This window comes from Actinomadura oligospora ATCC 43269 (assembly GCF_000518265.1).
Classification (GTDB): Bacteria; Actinomycetota; Actinomycetes; order Streptosporangiales; family Streptosporangiaceae; genus Spirillospora; species Spirillospora oligospora.
Map to the genome: position 1 here is coordinate 109,385 of NZ_KI912411.1, position 18,062 is coordinate 127,446.

General features: G+C 68.3%; 19 protein-coding genes. 15 read left to right on the forward strand and 4 right to left on the reverse strand.

From position 1 onward, the window contains the following. Window positions 1-5: 5 nt before the first annotated feature. The 13 genes from P696_RS50750 (at window position 6) to P696_RS0137600 (ending at window position 12,169) form a co-directional block, all read left to right on the forward strand. Complete coding sequence (locus tag P696_RS50750; protein ID WP_051468741.1) at window positions 6-1,814, forward strand: type IV secretory system conjugative DNA transfer family protein; 1,809 nt, start codon at window positions 6-8, stop codon at window positions 1,812-1,814. An 83-nt stretch (window positions 1,815-1,897) separates the two neighbouring features. Next, window positions 1,898-2,338, forward strand: coding sequence for a DUF4913 domain-containing protein (locus P696_RS50755; protein WP_051468743.1), 441 nt, complete (start codon window positions 1,898-1,900; stop codon window positions 2,336-2,338). Window positions 2,339-3,218: 880 nt separating this feature from the next. After that, window positions 3,219-4,034 carry a hypothetical protein gene (locus tag P696_RS0137550; RefSeq protein WP_026416347.1) on the forward strand — a complete coding sequence of 272 codons (816 nt, stop codon included), beginning with the start codon at window positions 3,219-3,221 and terminating at the stop codon, window positions 4,032-4,034. Between the two features lie 13 nt (window positions 4,035-4,047). Continuing rightward, window positions 4,048-4,491 (forward strand): hypothetical protein, encoded by a 444-nt coding sequence (locus tag P696_RS0137555; RefSeq protein ID WP_026416348.1) that lies wholly within the window; start codon window positions 4,048-4,050, stop codon window positions 4,489-4,491. 27 nt (window positions 4,492-4,518) lie between these two features. Next, window positions 4,519-4,914, forward strand: a complete 396-nt coding sequence (locus P696_RS0137560; protein WP_026416349.1) for a hypothetical protein — start codon at window positions 4,519-4,521, stop codon at window positions 4,912-4,914. Continuing rightward, the gene (locus P696_RS0137565) at window positions 4,911-5,654 is read left to right on the forward strand and encodes a hypothetical protein (protein WP_026416350.1); all 744 of its coding nucleotides are present in this window, start codon (window positions 4,911-4,913) and stop codon (window positions 5,652-5,654) included. Before P696_RS0137560 ends, P696_RS0137565 begins: the two co-directional genes overlap by 4 nt. Then, a complete protein-coding gene (locus tag P696_RS0137570; protein WP_026416351.1) occupies window positions 5,651-6,055 on the forward strand; it encodes a hypothetical protein in 405 nt (134 codons plus the stop codon). Before P696_RS0137565 ends, P696_RS0137570 begins: the two co-directional genes overlap by 4 nt. Further along, window positions 6,039-7,568 (forward strand): hypothetical protein, encoded by a 1,530-nt coding sequence (locus P696_RS0137575; protein ID WP_157430154.1) that lies wholly within the window; start codon window positions 6,039-6,041, stop codon window positions 7,566-7,568. Before P696_RS0137570 ends, P696_RS0137575 begins: the two co-directional genes overlap by 17 nt. Before the next feature lie 10 nt (window positions 7,569-7,578). Next, complete coding sequence (locus P696_RS53365; RefSeq protein WP_051468745.1) at window positions 7,579-8,538, forward strand: DUF2637 domain-containing protein; 960 nt, start codon at window positions 7,579-7,581, stop codon at window positions 8,536-8,538. A gap of 133 nt (window positions 8,539-8,671) precedes the next feature. Beyond that, window positions 8,672-9,010, forward strand: a complete 339-nt coding sequence (locus P696_RS0137585) for a hypothetical protein (RefSeq protein ID WP_026416353.1) — start codon at window positions 8,672-8,674, stop codon at window positions 9,008-9,010. Then, on the forward strand, window positions 9,007-10,956 hold the full coding sequence (locus tag P696_RS0137590) for a toprim domain-containing protein (RefSeq protein WP_026416354.1): 1,950 nt from the start codon (window positions 9,007-9,009) through the stop codon (window positions 10,954-10,956). Before P696_RS0137585 ends, P696_RS0137590 begins: the two co-directional genes overlap by 4 nt. Window positions 10,957-10,982: 26 nt before the next feature. After that, complete coding sequence (locus P696_RS56590; RefSeq protein ID WP_157430155.1) at window positions 10,983-11,879, forward strand: hypothetical protein; 897 nt, start codon at window positions 10,983-10,985, stop codon at window positions 11,877-11,879. Window positions 11,880-11,893: 14 nt separating this feature from the next. Then, on the forward strand, window positions 11,894-12,169 hold the full coding sequence (locus P696_RS0137600) for a hypothetical protein (RefSeq protein ID WP_026416356.1): 276 nt from the start codon (window positions 11,894-11,896) through the stop codon (window positions 12,167-12,169). A gap of 134 nt (window positions 12,170-12,303) precedes the next feature. Here P696_RS0137600 and P696_RS53370 read toward each other — a convergent pair whose 3' ends face one another. Further along, window positions 12,304-12,786, reverse strand: coding sequence for an ATP-binding protein (locus P696_RS53370; protein WP_051468747.1), 483 nt, complete (start codon window positions 12,784-12,786; stop codon window positions 12,304-12,306). A 297-nt stretch (window positions 12,787-13,083) separates the two neighbouring features. Further along, window positions 13,084-13,278, reverse strand: a complete 195-nt coding sequence (locus tag P696_RS0137610) for a hypothetical protein (RefSeq protein WP_026416357.1) — start codon at window positions 13,276-13,278, stop codon at window positions 13,084-13,086. Between the two features lie 415 nt (window positions 13,279-13,693). On the opposite strand from P696_RS0137610, the gene P696_RS0137620 reads away from it, so the two are divergent. Both P696_RS0137620 and P696_RS50770 read left to right on the forward strand, forming a co-directional pair. After that, the gene (locus P696_RS0137620; RefSeq protein WP_157430157.1) at window positions 13,694-15,226 is read left to right on the forward strand and encodes a helix-turn-helix domain-containing protein; all 1,533 of its coding nucleotides are present in this window, start codon (window positions 13,694-13,696) and stop codon (window positions 15,224-15,226) included. Then, entirely contained in the window at window positions 15,219-15,767 is a 549-nt protein-coding gene (locus P696_RS50770) for a GNAT family N-acetyltransferase (protein ID WP_051468749.1), read from the forward strand. Before P696_RS0137620 ends, P696_RS50770 begins: the two co-directional genes overlap by 8 nt. Before the next feature lie 160 nt (window positions 15,768-15,927). On the opposite strand, the gene P696_RS0137630 is transcribed toward P696_RS50770, so the two are convergent. Both P696_RS0137630 and P696_RS56595 read right to left on the reverse strand, forming a co-directional pair. Then, entirely contained in the window at window positions 15,928-16,458 is a 531-nt protein-coding gene (locus tag P696_RS0137630) for an NUDIX domain-containing protein (RefSeq protein WP_026416360.1), read from the reverse strand. 58 nt (window positions 16,459-16,516) lie between these two features. Beyond that, window positions 16,517-17,902, reverse strand: coding sequence for an NsdA family TPR-like regulatory protein (locus P696_RS56595; protein ID WP_245627965.1), 1,386 nt, complete (start codon window positions 17,900-17,902; stop codon window positions 16,517-16,519). Window positions 17,903-18,062: the final 160 nt, after the last annotated feature.

Sequence of the window (18,062 nt, forward strand, 5' to 3'; positions counted from 1 at the left end):
ACGGCATGACCCGGGCCCTTGGACCACGCGCCTCGATCTGGGCCTCGCACGCGGCGGGCGGCTGGATGGTACTGATCGCGTGCTGGCTCCCGATCGGATGCCTGTGGTCGCTGTGGGCCGCCGCCCGCCTCGCCGCCGCGCTGACCAGCGGGCAGGTGATGCCGTTCGGTGTTGACTTCGCACTCGCGCTCGCCCGAGGCCAAACGTCCCGGATGTGGTCCGGGACGTCCACGATCCTGGTCCTGGCGCTCCTCGCCGTGCTCGTCGCCGCGATCGGCGCTGTGGTGTGGGTCGTGTGGCAGCGCATCGCCGCACGCCTCACCCTCCCCGGAGATCCGGTCGCCGCGCTCGTTGAGCGGGCGGACGTGAGAGGCCTCGCGCCAGACGCGACCGCCTCGCGCGCCGTCGCGCTGCGGCGTTCGTTGACTGGCCGTCCGCCTGCCGACCTGCCACGCGATGACATCGGTCTCGTGATGGGTGATGTCCTCAAGCCCAGTGGGGAGACAGGGGCCACGTTGTTCAGCTCCTGGGAGGACACCGTGGTCGCGTTCATGGCTCCACGCTCGGGCAAGACGACCACCCAGTCGATCCCGCATGTCCTGTCGGCGCCTGGCGCCGTGATCGCCACCAGTAACAAGGCTGATCTGTGGTCGGCGATCGCGACCGTCCGCGCGGCCAAGACCGGCGGGAAGACCTGGCTATGGGACCCTCAACGCATCACCTACCAGCCCCAGGAATGGTGGTGGAACCCGCTCGCGGACCTGGCCACCGTCGAGGACGCCCACCGGCTGGCCGGGCATTTCGTCCTCACCGTCGACGACGGCCAAAAGAAGGACCTCTGGGGACCGGCCGCGCAAGACCTGCTGTGCGCGCTGCTCCTGGCAGCCGCCACCTCCGACCGCACAATGCACCACATCGCGCAGTGGTTGGACGAGCCCGCCGTCCCCACCCCGATCGAGCTGCTTCAACAGGCTGGATTCCACCTGATGGCGTCCTCGTTGAAGGGCACACAGAACGGCGCCGTCGAGACCCGCGACGGGATCTACCAGACCGCCCGCACCGCCGCGAAATGCCTCCGCGACCAGGAGATCCTCGCCTGGGTCACCCCACAGCACGAACTCCCCGTGTTCGCCCCGGACGCCTTCGCCGCCTCCCACGACACCCTCTACCTACTCTCCAAATCGCTCAGCGCCGCGGCCCCGCTGATCGCCGCGCTCACCGACACCGCCATGCGCGCCGCCGAACGCCGCGCCGAACAATCCGGCGGACGACTCGACCCACCCATGGTCGTCGTCCTGGACGAAGCGGCCAACATCTGCCGCATCGCCGACCTCCCCCAGCTCTACTCCCACCTCGGATCACGCGGAATCGTCCCCGTCACCATCCTCCAGTCCTACGAACAAGGCGTCACCGTCTGGGGCGAACCCGGCATGGCCGCGCTCTGGGGCGCCGCCACCCGCAAACTCATCGGCGCCGGCATCGACTCCCCCAGGCTCACCCGCGACCTGGCCACCCTCATCGGCCAACACGACGTCCCCATCCGCTCCATCACCTACAACGAGGGCCGAGCCTCCGAGCAGATCTCCCTGCGCCGACAGGAAATCCTCGAGGCCGCCGACATCCGCGCCCTACCCGCCGGAACCGCACTCCTGCTCGCCACCGGCACCCGCCCCGCCCTCATCCAGCTACGCCCCTGGTACCGCGGCCCGCACGCAACCGACATCAACGCCGCGATCAAAAACGCCGACACCTCCATCACCAACGCCGCCCGCGATCACCACCGGAGGAGGACCGACCTCACCTCTGACGACTGAACTTCCTCTACACCTGCACGTTCTCTGCCCGAACCCACGAAAGGAGCACGTCCCATGAACGCTGCGACCCTGGAGTACCTGCTGTGTCCGAATCCGAACACCCGGCGACGGGAGCCGTCGCCAAGCACACCGATCCCGCGCGCGCCGTAGACCGCGTCGCCAAGCCGTTCCACCCGTCGGTGGCCACGTGGGTCACCGAGTACTTCGTTCCGATGTACCGCCGCACGCTCGGCGGTGAGTTCCGGTGGTGCGCCCAGTGGTGGCGCCACGCTGAGGCGATCTCCCGGCTGACCGCTTTGTGGCAGTCCTGGGAGGCTTGCCGCCTTCAGGGAGCGACCGGCATCGGTCTCTGGTACCGCGACCACCTCGACCCCCAGCTGCCCATCCTGCTCGGAGCCCGCGGCCCCTTCTACCAGTGCACCGAGGACGAACACCTCGAACCGCATCAGGCCCGCACCGAGCCTGCCCCGCTGCGCTGGTGGGGCGAACCGGCACCACGGCCCGACGGCCAGGCGAGCGCATGAAGGACGGCCCTCTCACGCGCGCCGAAGCCGCCCTGGACGCCTATGACCGCACCTTGGCGGTGCTCCCCGAGGGACGTTCGTTTCGCGACAGCCGGGCCCTCACCCGTATGACGGTGAACTCTCTGTTGCAGGATCTTGCCGCCTACGCCGAACACCACCACATCACCATCGACTCCGAGCACGTCGCCGCGCTGGCCAGCCTGAACGCTCCTACCAACGCACCTGAGCTCGACCGCCCGCCCGCTGGGTACCTGCGGGTGGACGACGCCGTCGAGACCATCCCTCGAACTGCGGCGCTGCCGCCCACCCGCGGTTTCGTCTCGGCCATCCACCACGCGGACAACGGGTCTGTCGAGTACTCCGTCACGTTCCCCGGTGTGCCAACGCCGATGCGGCTCCCGCGCGCGTGCCTGCGCAGCACCAAGGCGTTCCCCGGCGTCAGCCTGGGGAAGGGTGCCGTGGTTCGGCCTTCAGAAGCAGAACAGAGGCTCGTCGACACCTGGGCACGCACGTTGCAGAAGGGGCGTGACCCCGCCCCTCGCGATCTGGCTGATCGAACCGTGATCGCGATCGCGCTGGGCCAGTGGGCTGGTGTCCCCGCCCAACGCGTCTCGGAAGCACTGAGGGAGCGGATCGTTCGAGCCGCAGCTGCGTTGGCCCTCTCCTCACCGCCCCACAGCGCCGCCCAAGTCGCGGCAAGCGATCTCCCTGCCCACTCGACCGTCCCGACGGGGGAAGCCCCTTCCGGCGAGGCTCGGCTACGCCCCTCCTCTGCCATCGGCGCGCAATCCCCGCCCCTGACCTTCACGTCACTCAAGCCGTCTCCGGCTGGACTCCGTCCCGCCGGAGCACGAACCCAGACCCTGACAGGAGCTTCCTCATGCCCGAAAACAACGACAATCTCTCCGCCGCCAAGAACGCCCAGGAACTCCTGGAGTCGTACGGGGAGACCTCCGACGCCCTGCCTCTCCGCCAGCTCCCCGGAGAGGGGGAGGTCAGTGACCTTCTCACCGACCTGATGCACTACTGCTCACTCCAGGGCGTGGACTTCGACCATGCCCTGGAGTCCGCCCGGCTGACGTTCGCCGATGAACGCGCCGAAGAAGGCCGCTTCACCCCCGGCGCCTGCGTCGAGCTGGTCGGCAAAGCCGCAGAGCAGGCCCAGCGATCGGCCCTGCCCGGACGCGGAGTGGTCACCGGTATCTCCGACGCCAAAGACGGACAGCCGGTGTATCAGGTCCGCAGTCCCGGAGACGTTCGCGCACGCTCCTACCTCGAGACCGAGCTGCGCTCCGCCCCACAGTTCGGTCCCGTGGAGACCACCGAGGGGGACGTCCGTTCCCCACTCGATGCAGAACAGGCGGTCATCGGGTCCTGCGTTCAGATGCTGCAAGCAGAAGGACGTGGCCAGCACCCGCACCCAGACGACGTCGGGAACCTGAACGCCCTCTTCAACGCACTCGTCGACTGGACGCAGCTGTCCAGCGACCGGCTCGACACCCTGCTCGCTCCCAAGGTCGAGTCCGCGTACCGCGTGCTCATCAAGCCCGGTGCCGCCTCCGCGTGGCAGAACCCGGCCCAGCTCGCCGCCGCCGACCGCGGCGACCCGAACCCCGACCTCACGGCACCTCCCAAGCCGATGCCCGCCCCCGGGCAGCCGCCGACTCGGCAGTCCCGTTCCGGCCCGCACCGCTGACCAGGAGTCCCTGTTGTCCTTGCCGCTGATCGCCCGCGCCATCGATGCACTCGCCGTCCGGCAGCCGCTGCATGGTCGTCTCGCCGCCGCCTATTCCGCATTGGAGTTGCTCGAAAACGCCGTCCAAGAGCTCGGGTTCCTGGACGCGCCCGACCCGCCGCCCCGCTGGGCCGCCATCCACCAGCACGCGGCCCAAGCCCGCGCCGACCTCGCCGGGGCGCCGTCCATCGCCTGGCCGCTGACCACTCCGCCGCCGACCGTCGCGCTGGCCATTCACGATCTGGCCACCGTGACCAGCCGACTCATCGACCTGGCCGAGGCCCTGACCGAGGCACTCCTGGTCACCGCCCAACAGGCCGCGGACACCGCGGATGCCCTGTACGTGCTCAAGGCGATGGTGCGGGCCCAGGCCCTGACAACCGAGCTGCACCGCTCCCTCGCCCACGGCCCTCGCTAGCCCTTCACGCAACCCGAACGGAGTCCAATGGACGACCACATCAGCTTCGTCACCAGCCAGATCCACAGGGCCGACACCTTGCCCGCGCTGCTCACTGCCGCGTTCTACGGCCTGGAGACCGTCGAGCGTGCCACCGCTCTCCTCGCCGAAACCGCCCCCGAGCACCTCCGGACAGACTGCAACGAGGCGTTCGAAGCCGCCATCGACGCTTGGTGGGCCCTTTCCGACGCGCCGACCTGGAGTGACCCCGGCGGCTCTCCTCCGCCCGAACTTGCAGCCCAGGTCTCGTCGCTGGTGCTCCTGGTGAGCCAGACCCTCCTCAAGGCAGCCAACAGGGCCACCGTTCCTGCTGATCGGGTCGCCTGCCTGTCCGCCGTCCACCATGCCGGACGTGCCCACGCCGCGTTGAAGAAGGTCGCATGAACACCGTCCCCGCTTCCATCACTGCCGGATCCGGCGACGACCCGGCAGTCCAGCGCATCGGCGCCGTGACCGAGGCGCTCCGCACCTACGAACGCCGCATGTTCGGCGACGGGCCGTCCGCGGTGCCCGGCGAGCGCACCTACGTGCAGACGCTGACGTCGGCGCTGCTCTGTGACCTGGAGCACTTCGCGTCCGCGAACGGCGTAGACTTCACGGAAGCCGCTGTCGCAGGACACGAAACCTACGCTGACGAGATCGCAGCCGCCCGCCGGTACGCGATCGGAGACGCCGTCCAGCTACGCCACAGTCCCCACCGGCGCGGCATCATCAGCGGCATCGACGACGCCCACAAAGAAGACCCGTCGTACCTGGTCAGAGTCCCAGGGCTTCCGTACGTCCACCATGAGCACGCCGTCTCCCTGGAACCCGTGGGGTCGTTCCCGCCGGTCAAGGGGATGTTCCGGGCCGCCGTCACTGTGGACCAGGCCGAGGCCGAGTTGATCGACGCATGGGCGCACCTGCATCTCGGCTCCGCTGAGGCCGCCTGGACGCAGACCTACGACCGCGTGCTGAAGGCGCTGACCGCCTGGAGTGGCAGCACCTCGCACGAGCTCCTCACCAACCTCCAACCGCAGATCAACGAACGGGTGCGGCAGCTGCGCGCCGCCGTCCCGCTCCAAGAGCACCCCGCGCGTCTCGCATCACACGACAACACCACCCACCCGAAGGGATCAACATGAATTTCACCGCGACCAAGCCCGAACCGGCATCCGTCCTCGAAGCGGTCTACGCCGAGCTCTCCCGCGCCAAAGCGCTCATCACCAGGGCCATCGACCAGACACCGGACGGCTACATCCGCCTTGGATTCGCCGAGGGCGAGGCCAGTGACGCCCTCGGCGCCCTACGAGTCGCCCCGTCCCTGCCGTCCACAGCCATCTCTCGCGCGCAGACAATGGCCGCTGCGGTGGCCGACATGACCGCGGACGACCTCACGGCCGCCTTGGACCAGATCGCCACAACCGCCGCCCGCGCGTGCGCGACCCTGATCGGCTTGGCCGAGACCAGCTCAGATGCCAGTGACGTACTGGCCTGCCTGGATGCGGCCCGGTACGTGGGACGGCTGCGTGAGCAGTTCGAGTAGCGGCCAGTCGGGCGTGGCGACGTTCGGGCAGTTGGCGGCGGTCGCCGACCGCCATCGGTCCGAGGTCCACGAGGCCCTGCGCCGTCCGGACATCGCCGTCCAGGCCAGCCGCCCCGGCTCGATCACCGAGCTGGGGCGGCTGGCCCAGGTCCTGACGCGCTACACCGACCGCATCGCCCATGGCTTCGGCCTCCCCAGCGACGACGGGGCGAGCACCCGAGATATCGCCCGCCAGGCCGGTGCGTCCCTGCGCCACGCGACGGCCTACCTGGACAGGCCCACATCCGACGCGGAGCAGGACACGTCCCTGGCGCAGAACCTGCGAGCGTCCGCGGCGGCACTCGGCTGCGGCCTCGACCTGCTGTTCACCCACCTGCCGTCCCCAGAGAGCAGTCGGCAGCCGACATCCGTCGCGTCCGTCATCTCCGCGCCCGACACCGCAGGCCAACTGTTCCGCCTGATCAGCGACCACGCCGCCACCGCCGGGCAGCTGGCTCTCAGAACCGGTCCCACCCCACGCCCGGCGGGCCAGTTCCTGCTGCGGGCGGCAGCGCTGACCGGTATGGCCGCCCACAACCACGAAACGGGCCTCCAAGCCGTTTCCCTGCCCAAGATCCCTGACCGGATCCGTCCCGAGACGCATGAGGATCGCGATCAACTCCTGGCCGGTATCGACACCAGCGTCCGCCGACTGGACGCCACCCAGGCCGAGAGCTCGGTGACCACCTGGCGGTACCTCGCCCGTGCCGCCACCATCACCCACGAGCTCGACCACCGCCTGGTCTGCCTGCTCCGCCTCCGCCTGGAGACCCTCGAAGGCTCCCAAGCCGCCGATCAGCTGTGGCCCGTGATCAAGACGATGAGCCTCATGAGCAGGCGATGGCGGAGCATCGCCCGAACCTGGAACGAGCTGACCGCCGGGCTCCGCGACCCCGAGATCGGCCCAGCCAGGGATGCGAGCGACCTGGTCCTCCGCCTCGGACGGCTCAGCCGCACCGATCCGACCTGGAAACCGGGCCACCGCACGCCGCCCACGGCCACCGATCCCGCGCTGCTCGCACCGGCTCTGTCCGATGTCGCCAGGATCGGCCTCACCGTCATCACGACCCTCGGCGCCTGCAACCAGATCGCCGCCCAACACCGCCACGCCATCAACGACCTGGCCCGCGCCCTGAGCATCCACAACATCAAGCCGGAACGCGCCTACGTCGGCCCGAGGAACCACGGCAGTCCGGTGGAGATCGCCAAGCTCCGCCACAACTACCCCGCCAACTACGCCGACGGGCGCGAAGCCGTCGCTCGCCTCTCCGGCTTCTTCGGCGAGATCGCCCCTGCTCTCGACCCGCAAATGACCCTCGCGCTGCGCAGTGCGGCTTTGCCTTCCCCTTCCTCCCTGGCCAGCGCCGACTGCCCATTGCCGTTACTCGCCGACGGGGCCTTCCACATGGGCCCGCCTCCTCCGACTCCAATCCACCAGCCCGCCGATCCCCGGCGGCCGTCACCACGCCTCTGAGAGGAGGGGCATGTCTGACGCCCCGACCGCTGCGACCTCGATCGCACATCCCGCCGAACGCCCCGTTCCGGCCGAGTTACCGGCCGCTGAGCAGGTTCGAGCCGTCCGGATCGTCGCCGGAATACTCGCCCCGCTGATCGTCGCCTTGGCGTTCCTCGGCGCGATCGGGTCGTTCACCACGGTCCGCATGATGGCCGAACCGTGGTTCGGCGGACACGCCTGGATCGTCCCGGTCGGTATGGACGTGGGAATCCTGGTGCTGCTCGCCTGGGACCTGCTGATGGAGTACCTGGGCATGCCCTGGCCCATGCTCCGCTGGGTCGCCTGGGGATACATCGCCGCCACGGTCGCGGTCAACGTCGCGGCGGCGCGCGGCGACCCCGCCGGAAGCCTCATGCACGCCGCGATGCCCACCCTGTTCATCACCGCCATCGAGGGCATCCGCCATCTCATCCGGCGTCGGGTCGGGCTCGCCACTGGCACGCGCCCCGAGCCCATCCCCACCTTGCGGTGGCTCCTGGCACCGCTGTCCACAGTGCTGTTGTGGAGGCAGATGGCCCTGTGGCACATCACCTCCTACCGGGAGGCACTCGACTTGGAGCACCGCCGCCTCATCGAGGTCGGACGGCTCCAACAGCGATATGGGCGGCTCGCGTGGCGTTGGCGCGCCCCACTTCCCGAACGCCTGAACCTCCGCCTGCTCGCCGTCAACCACGAGCCGCCCGAGGCGGCCGTTCCAGCCCAGGCTTCACCAGAGCTCGAACCGCCGACCCCGGACTGGCTCAATCCTGAACTGCTTCTCGCGGCACGGCACGTCCTGCGCGATGGCCTCGCCGAGGGACGCGTGCTGAGTCGCACCGAGCTCGGGCAGCAGCTACGGAAGCTGGGCTTCAGCATCTCCAACGAGCGCCTCGCCGAGCTCCGCCAGCTCGCCAGCGCTGGTCCCACGGCCACCAGGACAGAGCCGTAACGCGAAGACGACAGCTCATTCAGGTCGTCGCTCATGGTTGACATCGATTTACCGAACGTGCATTGTCGAAGATCCAACAACTTTAGTTAATGAGATCGAATCACATTAACGATCAAGCACTGGGAGGACGTCCATGACCGCATCCGCCTCGTTGCCCGCCACCCACCAGACCGTCCCCGGCCCCAGGAGCCGCGTCCAGCTCGACCCCGACCAGAGGGCCCGCGAAGTCGCTCTGCACCGACTGCGCACTGTGCTGACAACCCTCGGCGTCCGGACACGCCTCACCCGGCCCCGCAGCCGCATCTGGCGGCTACGCGTCCACAAGAACGGATGGCACGAGACGGTGATGTGCGGAGGCAGTGACGGGACCTTCGCCTTCGTCACCGCCCACGGACGTCTCCTCGGCCCGACCAGCGATGTCCAGTCCATCGCCCGCCTGCTCATCTGGATGCTGGACCACCAGCAGCGATGACCTCAGCCGACTTCACCCCGCCCACGCAGGACGGCGGCACCGAGTCCAGTGCCAGCATCGACCAGGCCCACGCCGAGCGACGGAGCCAGCTCGCCGTCCTGCGAGGCATCGCCGCTCACCAAACCCAGCAGCTCCTGGACGGACGACTCGCCTGGACGGCCTGGCTAGACCTGGCTGCCAGGCACGGACGATTCGGGTTCAGCAACACCTTGCTGATCGGCGCACAACGCGCCACAGCAACAGAAATCCGCACCTACAACGACTGGCAGAGCCGTGGGCGCCAGGTCCGCAAAGGTGAGCGCGGCATCCGCCTGGTCTCCCGCCGGAACATCCCCTACTCCGTCTTCGACATCACCCAGACCGACGGCCCAACGCTGGACAGCGCCCCGCCCACTCAGCCCACTCCTGCCTCCGACGCCCTCGAACGACTCCTGCGGGTGACCGCCGACCTGGGCATCTACGTCGACCGAGGAAGCTGGCCCTATCTAGGACGTCCCGACCGCCGAATCGTCCTCCCGGGTGAACTCGGCGACGAGCTGGCCCTGTCCGTCCTGGCCCACCAGCTCAGCCACGTCCTCCAACGCGGCGAGCAACCCGACCCTGATCTTCAAGCGCTCTGCCGCGGTGTCCGTCGCGTCCGCGCCGACTCGATCGCCCACCTCACTCTGTCCCAGCTCGGAGCCGACACCGGCGAGATACCGTTTCCGCCCGTCGACTCATGGGCCGGGACCGACCCTCGCTCGCCTTCTCTGGCTGCGGTCAGCAGTACGGCCACGCAGATCGTCCGCACTGCCCAGCAGATCTCCCGTCGCTTGGAGTCCGCGTTCCCGGCGCACGCGGACCGTCCTGCAACGCGAGCCACAACACCCAAAGCGGCAGCCGCATCCAAACACGAAGACTTGGTCGATGCCCTCGCCAGCGCACATGAATACTTCCGCACCCGCCTGTCCAACAGCTGGGTCCCGGGCTACCTGTCCGAACGCGGCATCACTGCAGTCGACCTGGACGCATGGGCGATCGGATACGCGCCCGCTGAGGGCATGGTGGAACACCTCGCGGCACTCGGGTTCACCGACTCCGCCCTCCACGATGCCGGGCTCACCCGTGACATCGGCAACCGCCGGCGACCACTGTTCGCTGATCGGCTCGTCTTCCCGCTCCGCACACCAGATGGCACGGTGATGGGTTTCGTCGGCCGCCGCCCCGACGCCGGCCGCGGTCCCAAGTACATCAACACTCCCACCAGCAGCCTGTTCAACAAGGGCCGGCTCCTCTTCGGCCTCCACGAAGGCCGGGAGCAGCTGAACGCTGGAGCACGCCCGCTGCTGGTCGAAGGCCCGCTGGACGTCATGGCCGTCACCGCAGCTGCCCCGGACGGCCTCGTCCCGGTTGCGCCCTGCGGCACTGCTTTCACCGCCGAACACCTCGCGAGCCTGCGCGATCTCGCCGACCTCGACACCGTCGGCCTGGTGCTCGCGCTGGACGGAGACACGGCCGGACAGCGCGCGATGCTACGCGCCTGGAAGACACTCCAGCAGGTCAAGGGGCCAATCGACGCGGTAGTTCTCCCCAAAGACCAGGACCCTGCCGACATCCTGCGTTACCAAGGGTCCATGAGGGTACGCGAAGCATTACGGTCGGTGACTCCACTGGCTGACCTGGTCATCGACGCGCAGATCGAGCGGTTCGGCGGAACGCTCGACCACGCCGAGCAGCAGGTGACGGCCGCCCGCGCCGCCGCCACCCTCATCGCCCAGATGCCCCAAGAGCAGATCACCCGCCAGGTCCCCCGCGTCGCCACATCAACCGGCGTTCCCATCGACACCGTCACTGCTTTGGTCGCCGACGTGATCAGCCCAGATGTCCCAGCCGCACCCACCCCCAGGCACAGGCGCCGCTCCGCCACTTCAGACCCCTATCCCGGGCCGAGACGGCACACCCGCTAACCCGCCCAAACGACAGGAGACCAGCCGTGAGTGAGAACCATCCCGATCCGTTCACTGAGGGCCTCACCCTCGGCGGCCAGCGCCTCAGCCAGTTCGCCATGGCCGCAGTGATGGGCGTACAGGTATGCAACGCCATCATCCGCCGGTTAGAAGAGGCTCGCCGCGCGCAGGACGAAGCCGCTGCCGAAAGGGAACGTGCAGCCCTTCGCGCCGCGCGCGAGGAAGCACGGACACGATGGACGCCCGCCCACGATCGAGAGTGGCTGAGCCAGTCCAATCTCTATGACGTCGGGCAGGCCTGGGCCGCGGCGCTCCCTCACATCGACAGCTCGAAGTCAGCACGGTCGGCCGCTGACAAATGCGAAGCCCGCCTCCGCGTCCTCCACCCGTACGCCATGCAGCGCTACGACGAGCTACGCCGCGAAGGCGAGAGCCGGCCGGACGCAATGTTGGGAGCAGCTCCCTACTTCGCCAAGGCCCCCAACACTCGCTCCGGCCAACCCGCGCCCATACGCCCGGCCCTCGCCCAAGGGACAGGAGCCACCTGGGCCGCCAATCCTCACGGCCCCACCCGTGCTGATCTGAACACCGCTCAACAGGACGCACGCGCTCAGCAGATCGCCGCCGACCTCCGCACCCAAGCCCGGGAGAAGGGGCACGACCCGAATCCCATCGAACTGCGCACCATGCTCGAGGTCGCGACCAACCTCCCTGAGGAGGCCATCACCAGGGCCGTCCCGCTCGAACCACCCCGCCGCACCGGCAGCGGAATCGCCACCCCTGAAGGCGAACTCGCGGACAGAGGCTTCCCCTTCACCATCGACGAAGCCCTCGCCGTGTCCACAGCCCGACCGGCCGAGCATGCCCCGTCCCGCCGGAAGCCGGGCCCGACCCCAGACCGCAACCGCCGACGCAACCTCTGATCAGGACGGAGACCATGACCATGCAGCTCCCCACCGGAAACGCCGGCCTCTCACTCGCCTTCCTCATCATCGTCGGCGTCGTGACGCTCCCGCTCCTCCCCACCTGGATCGCCGTGATCAGACGCGCCGAAGCGATCTCCTTCGTACTCCTGTTCAACATCCTCTGCTGCGCAACCGTCCTGGGCTGGCCACTGGCCCTGGTTCTCGCCTTCAAAATGCCCAGACGAAGCGAGTTCCGGCTGCCCCCTTCCTCCCATGTCCGGTCGCCGCCGCCCTGGCGGGGATACTGAGCAACCCACACCGCAATCTACGCAAGAAGACCCCTCCCATTACGCCCGAATCGGCGTAATGGGAGGGGTTCTCCGGTCTGTTCCTCTATCCTGGCCTCCGGGGACCAGCCTGATATGGACAGGCTGGTCCCTCCCTAGGACGCCAGCGGAATGCTGAGTTCGCCCAAGGTCTCCAGGGTCTGGCGGCGATTGAGGTCCACCCACACGGTATGTCCGAGGGCAGGACTCCCGTGGATGCCCATCGCGAGCGCCAGCTGCGAAACCATGTACAGGCCGCGTCCGCTCTCCTGCCTTTCGTCAACCTGCCGAACCGCGGGAATGCCGCCACCGCCCAGGTCGGTCACCCCGACATAGACGGGATCCCCGTAGGCCAGCTCAACGCCGAACCAGCCGCCCTCCTCGCCTGAGCGTGTATGCCGGAGGGTATTGGCCGCCAACTCCGCGACAGCAAACTCGACCACGTCGGCGCATTCGTCCCCAGCGAACATCATCCGGGCAAGCCGACGCACTTTCGACACCTCTTGCAGTTCACCGCGGTAGGTGCGCCGCCACCGCATAGGGCCTGAGTCGTGCAGCCACTCGGCCGCGGTGCTGTATCTCCACGTTGTTGTATCCATTCTTTCTCCTCTGCCTCTGGTTGCATCTCTTGGTTCGAGTGAAGGCCCTGAAGCGAATACGAAGCAGTCCGCGTTCGCCGTCGAAGGCCCAGCTCCTCCGGCCCGCAGTGCAAAGGAGGAGGTGGGCGGCGTCGGTGTCCAGAGGGACCTTGGGTGTCGCGGACCACGTCGAACGTTGCGCGGATGTCCGCTTGGGGACGCTGAGTGGTGGCCGTGACCCGAACGCGCGAGCTCAGCGTCCGGGCCACGGCAGCTTGCGGAATGAACCACGAGTCGCCAGCGGTCCCCTGGGCGGAGCTAGGAGGCGTCTTCCATGCGCAGCGCCGCGATGTTGTCGGCGGCGTAGCCGCTGATCAACGCAATCGTGCTGTTCAGGAGACCGTGGTCACGCATGGCCTCTTCGTAGGCGGCCCGGGCGACCTCGAACGCCTGATCCACGGCCTGACCAGGTGCGAGCGCGGACGAGTCGACCTGGGTTTCGTTCATCGGCATGGGCCTTCCTTCGTGCGGGTCAGCTCCGCTCTGATCGCGGCAGCCGCTCTTTCCGGCATCACCACCGGCGCGATCTGTGCGCCCGACCGTTCCCACTGGAAGACGGCTGCGGCCTGGTCCTCAAGAGGCGGTCTCACGGTGACCCATCGTTGAAGACCGTCACCGACGAGCAGGCGTGGACAGCCTCCGCTGAGGCGGTCCAGGCGGGCGTACAACGTCGGATCCAGGCGGTGCAGCGCCATCCGCAACATGTCCAAACTCGTCATGGCGGCTTCGGCGCTGAAGCATGATGCTTCTCCCGGCGTTTCCATCGGCGCCGCTTGGGCACGGTCGAAGGACACTCGGTGACGGGGCTCGTGTCGGAACCTCACTGTGTCCTCCGGGTCGCGGCTTCGCGGGTGCCCCAAGACTTCACTTGATCACGCTGCGCAACCACATCAGCACTGCATCGGAAACAGCCGTCGGTGATGCAGCGATGAATAGCTGGGGTGCCGCCGACCGGGAAGGCCACAACATGAGCACGACGAAGAGAACGTGCACTCGCTGTGGAACACCGCTGAGCCGCTACACCCAGGGAGAGATCTGTGGCCCCTGCATCACCGCCGCACGCCTTGCCCCCAAACCGCCCGAAATTCAGCTCCCAGTGGAGTTCTGGTTCTCTGATCCCATCAGCAGAGCCTTGGCCCGATGGGACTGGTCAACCCTCCTGGTCGCCGTCCACAACCACACCAAGGCAACACAGAGCGCCATCGCCTCGCAGACCGGAATGTCCCAAGGCTCGATATCGAGGCTCATGGCGGGGCGCAGCGGTGGGCAGACGATCGAGACCGCGCTCAAGATCGTGGATGGGCTCGGAGCCCCTCGAACCCTCGCTGGCCTCACTCCGAAAGGACTCAGCCACCTCTCCGAGGACCGCGGCGATCAGGGATCTCAAGGAACGGGTACGGCAAACCACGTGAACCGCCGCGAATTCTCCACCAAGCTGGTACTCGCTGGCCTCACAATCCCGTTGATCGGCCGGTCAGCGAGTACCTCGGGGGCTGACGTCGACATCGTGACCGGTCTCGACCGTCCCGCCGATGCCGTTGCCGACCTGTACGCCCTGGACGCCAAGCACGGCGGGGCCGCCCTTGTTGAACTGGCCGAAGCTCGATTGTCGAGCCTGCTCGCACAGCTCAGGCAAGTCACCCTCAAGCCATCCGATGAGCCCTTCGTGTACTCAGTGGTCGGCCAGGTCACCACTGCTGCCGCATGGTTCGCCTACGAGCGCGGCGACCTCGACCGTGCGGAGAACCTCCTCAAGGACGGCCTGTACGCGGCACACTGCGCGAGCGACGTCGGGCTGCGGCTCCAGGTACTCAACATCCTTGCCATGGTGAGCCGGTCCCTGAACCACCCTGCCAAGGCCGTCGCAGCCGCCCAAGGAGCCATCGACGCAGGCTCACGAGCCGACCCTCAACTGCGGGCGCTGTTGTCCATGCGTCTCTCGCTCGGCCACGCGCGCCTCCGAGACGCACACGCGTACGAACGGTTCAAAGGCGAAGCCTGGGATCTCCTGGGCATGTCTACCGGCCAGACCGACCCCAGCGAATGGTTCCGCTTCTTCGGTGAGGAGGAGATGCACGGTCTCGAAGCGATCGGCCAGACCTTCCTTGGCCGCCATGCGGAAGCCGCCGATCTGTTGGAGGACACCACCGCCTCGATGCCCCCACGCAACCGCGCCTACTACCGCCTCACTCACGCCGAGGCTCTCGCGCGGTCGGGCAACGGCAAGCACGCGATCGATGTCTTCCACGAGAATCTGCCGCTGCTGACCCAGATGACCAGCGCCCGCATCACCGACAAGGTCCGCGACTTCGCAGGGACGCTGCGCACCGTCCCCGGCGATGACGCCTTCCAGACCCGGCGCATCGCGCTCAGCCTGATCGGAGAGCCCCCCCATGCCTAACGGCGCCGACTACACCTTCACCAAGCACGACGGCTCCGCCACCCTCGCCATGCTGGACGAGATCGCCACCGTCTACGTCCCCGCCTACGCCGATCCGCCCTACAAGCCGCACCCGATGTTCAGCCTCGAAGGATTCACAGAACGCACCACCAGCCAAGCCAAACGCGATGGCTTCTCTCTCATTGCCGCCCGCAGCCCCGACGGCGATCTCGCAGGCTTCAGCTTCGGACTGCCCTTCGAAGCAGGTCGGTGGTGGCGCGACGCTTCCGGCTCCATGCCACCGGCCGAGGTTGTCCAGGCGCCCAAGTTCGCCGTCATCGAGCTCGTAGTCGCCAGCCCTCACCGCGGCCGGGGCCTCGCCCACCGCCTCATCAACACCTTGCTGGAAGACCGCCCAGAGCCCTACGCCACCCTGCTCGCCAACACCGACGCTCCCGCCCGCAGGATGTACGAACGCTGGGGCTGGAACAAGGTCGCCGACGTCCAGTCCTACCCCGGGGCTGACAAAGACGATGCCCTCATCCTCAGACTGAGGAAATAGGGGAACGCGAGCTGCGCTGTATCGCCGCCATTCCAGCGGAGTTGTCAACTCTTTCCTGAGCGCCACAGTACGAACCACGTCGTGGGGACGCCGCCTATCGCTGCTGCGGCGGCAAAGGCGGCCACGACGAGGACGGCGAGGTAGAGCCAGCTGCCGCCCGTCACGGTGTCTCCGGCGTGTGCCCGGTCGCGGGCCGGGCGGGGTGTTCGCTGTAGTCGACCGTGTGGGTGCGGAGAGCCCGGAGCGCCCGTTGGAGTCGTTGGGCCATGTCAGGGCGGAGGCGCCGGTGAGCCTCTTGTGGTGCCAGCATCGCAAACTCGCTGATTTCGCCATCAACGACGCGCAGGGCGGCGAGTTCGGCGCCGATGAGGATCCCGCCGTCGAAGATGAAGACGAGTTCGTCGTCCCACGGGCCGTGGGGACCCACCCAGTCCAATACGAGAAGGGCGCCGGGTTCGAGGTCGATGCCGAGTTCTTCGGCGATCTCACGGCGCACGGCGGAACGCGGCGGCTCGTTACTTTCCGCCATCCCACCGGGAAGGTCCCAATGCTCCTTGTAGGTGGGGTTGACCAGCAGGATCCGGCCCGCTTCGTCGCGGACCAGGACATCGGCGGCAACGCGTTTGCGGGCCTGCCGGGCGTTGCCCTCAGCTAGGTAGGCGAAGTGGGCTTCGTCGTCGGTGACGGCCACGCGGGGTCCTGGCCTTCCTGTGCACCGGGGATCTGGCTGAGTCTGGTGAAGGAGCTTGCTACCTCGGGGGCCGTGCCCGCCGACCTGTCCGTCCGTAGATGTTAGTGAGGGCGTGTTCGGCCTCCTGGACCCGTTCCTCGGATCGGTAGGCCACCCATGATGTGCGGATCCGGGCGACCTGGTGCGCGACGCGTGCTGAGCGGACGGCCGTGAGGTCGTCGCGCAGGCTCATGATGGTGGCGGCTGCTTCGTCGGGGTGGCGCTGGTGGAGTTGGGCGGCGGCGAGCCGTACGCCGATGAGGGCCCTGGTCCTGCGCTCGGTTGGTCGGCGGGTGGCGACGGAGGCGGCGAAGTGCTTCTCGGCTCCCACGTGGTCGCCCCACTGGGTCAGCGCCAGGCCCTGCTGGTGCTCGTAGCTCTCCTGGTGGTAGCCGCCCACGCTGTGGGAGTCACCGAGGGAGTCTGCGCGGTTGAGGTCCTTTTCGGCTGCCTGGAGCAGGTGGCGGGCCCGTGCCCGGTTGAAGCCGGTCGCGGCCTGTGCCTCACCGGCCATGCCGTTGGTCCAGGCGCGGCGTCGGGCGGTGCTGCCGGGCCGGAGGCTGTCCTGGGCTGCGGAGGCGAGGGCCAGTGCGGCGCCCGCGTGTCCGAGTTCGACGGCCTGGGCGGCCAGTGACCGGAACGCGGCCGAGCGCATCTCGTGGTCGCCGGCCTCGTCGGCCAGCCGTACGGCCCCGATGTAGTACCGCTGTGACAGGCCAGCGCATCCGTCGTCTGCCGCCATCCAGCCGAGCAGGTACAGAACCTCCGCCGCGGCGCTGAAGAGCCGGGGCCGTACCGGCCCACCGGGGGTGCCGTGCAGGAGCGGCGCGACCTCGGTGACGTAGTAGGCGGCGGCAGCGGCGCGGCCGTGGCCGCCGCCGTGCAGGTCGTCCAGGGCGCCGAACATCTGGCAGGCCGAGTGGATGCGGGCGACGTCGCTGGCGCCGGCCCGGCGCCCGCCGGGCCGCAGCACGGGGGTCGTAATGAGGTGTCCGGGCAGTTTGGGTACGGCTGCGGCGGCGATGCTCCACAGGCCTGTTGTGAGGGTGGTGCGCCGGTTCATCATGTCGTGAGTCCCCAGGGTGATGGCCATGGCGACCGGATCTCCACGCCAGGGGTTTGCAGGGGGCACGGCGGGCTCCGGCCAGCCCAGGTCGGTGGCGGACAGGTCCGGCCGGTCCGCCAGCCGCGCGAGCGCCTCCACCACGGCGGCCCTCGTCACCGGCACAGGAACGGCCCCATTAAGCCATTGCCCAAGCGCCGCGCCCGTACACGACAGGGCGACACCGTTTTCCGCTCCGACCTTGTTCACCGCTGACGCGATCGCTCCGTAGGTCTTGCGGGTCTCGTCGATGACACGGGCGAGACTCGGGTTGCTGATCGGCGTCTTCCGAGGTCGTCCCATACACCGGCCACCTCCTCCGCCACATCGCGCGCCTACCGGGTCTCCACAGAGTCCCCTCCGGCGGCGGGCGCCGCAATAAGGCGCCATAGGCGTAATACGACGCAATACGCACAGCTCTGGAAGCCGCCCTGGCCCAAGGCTTTCCTGAGTAGGCGAGCTC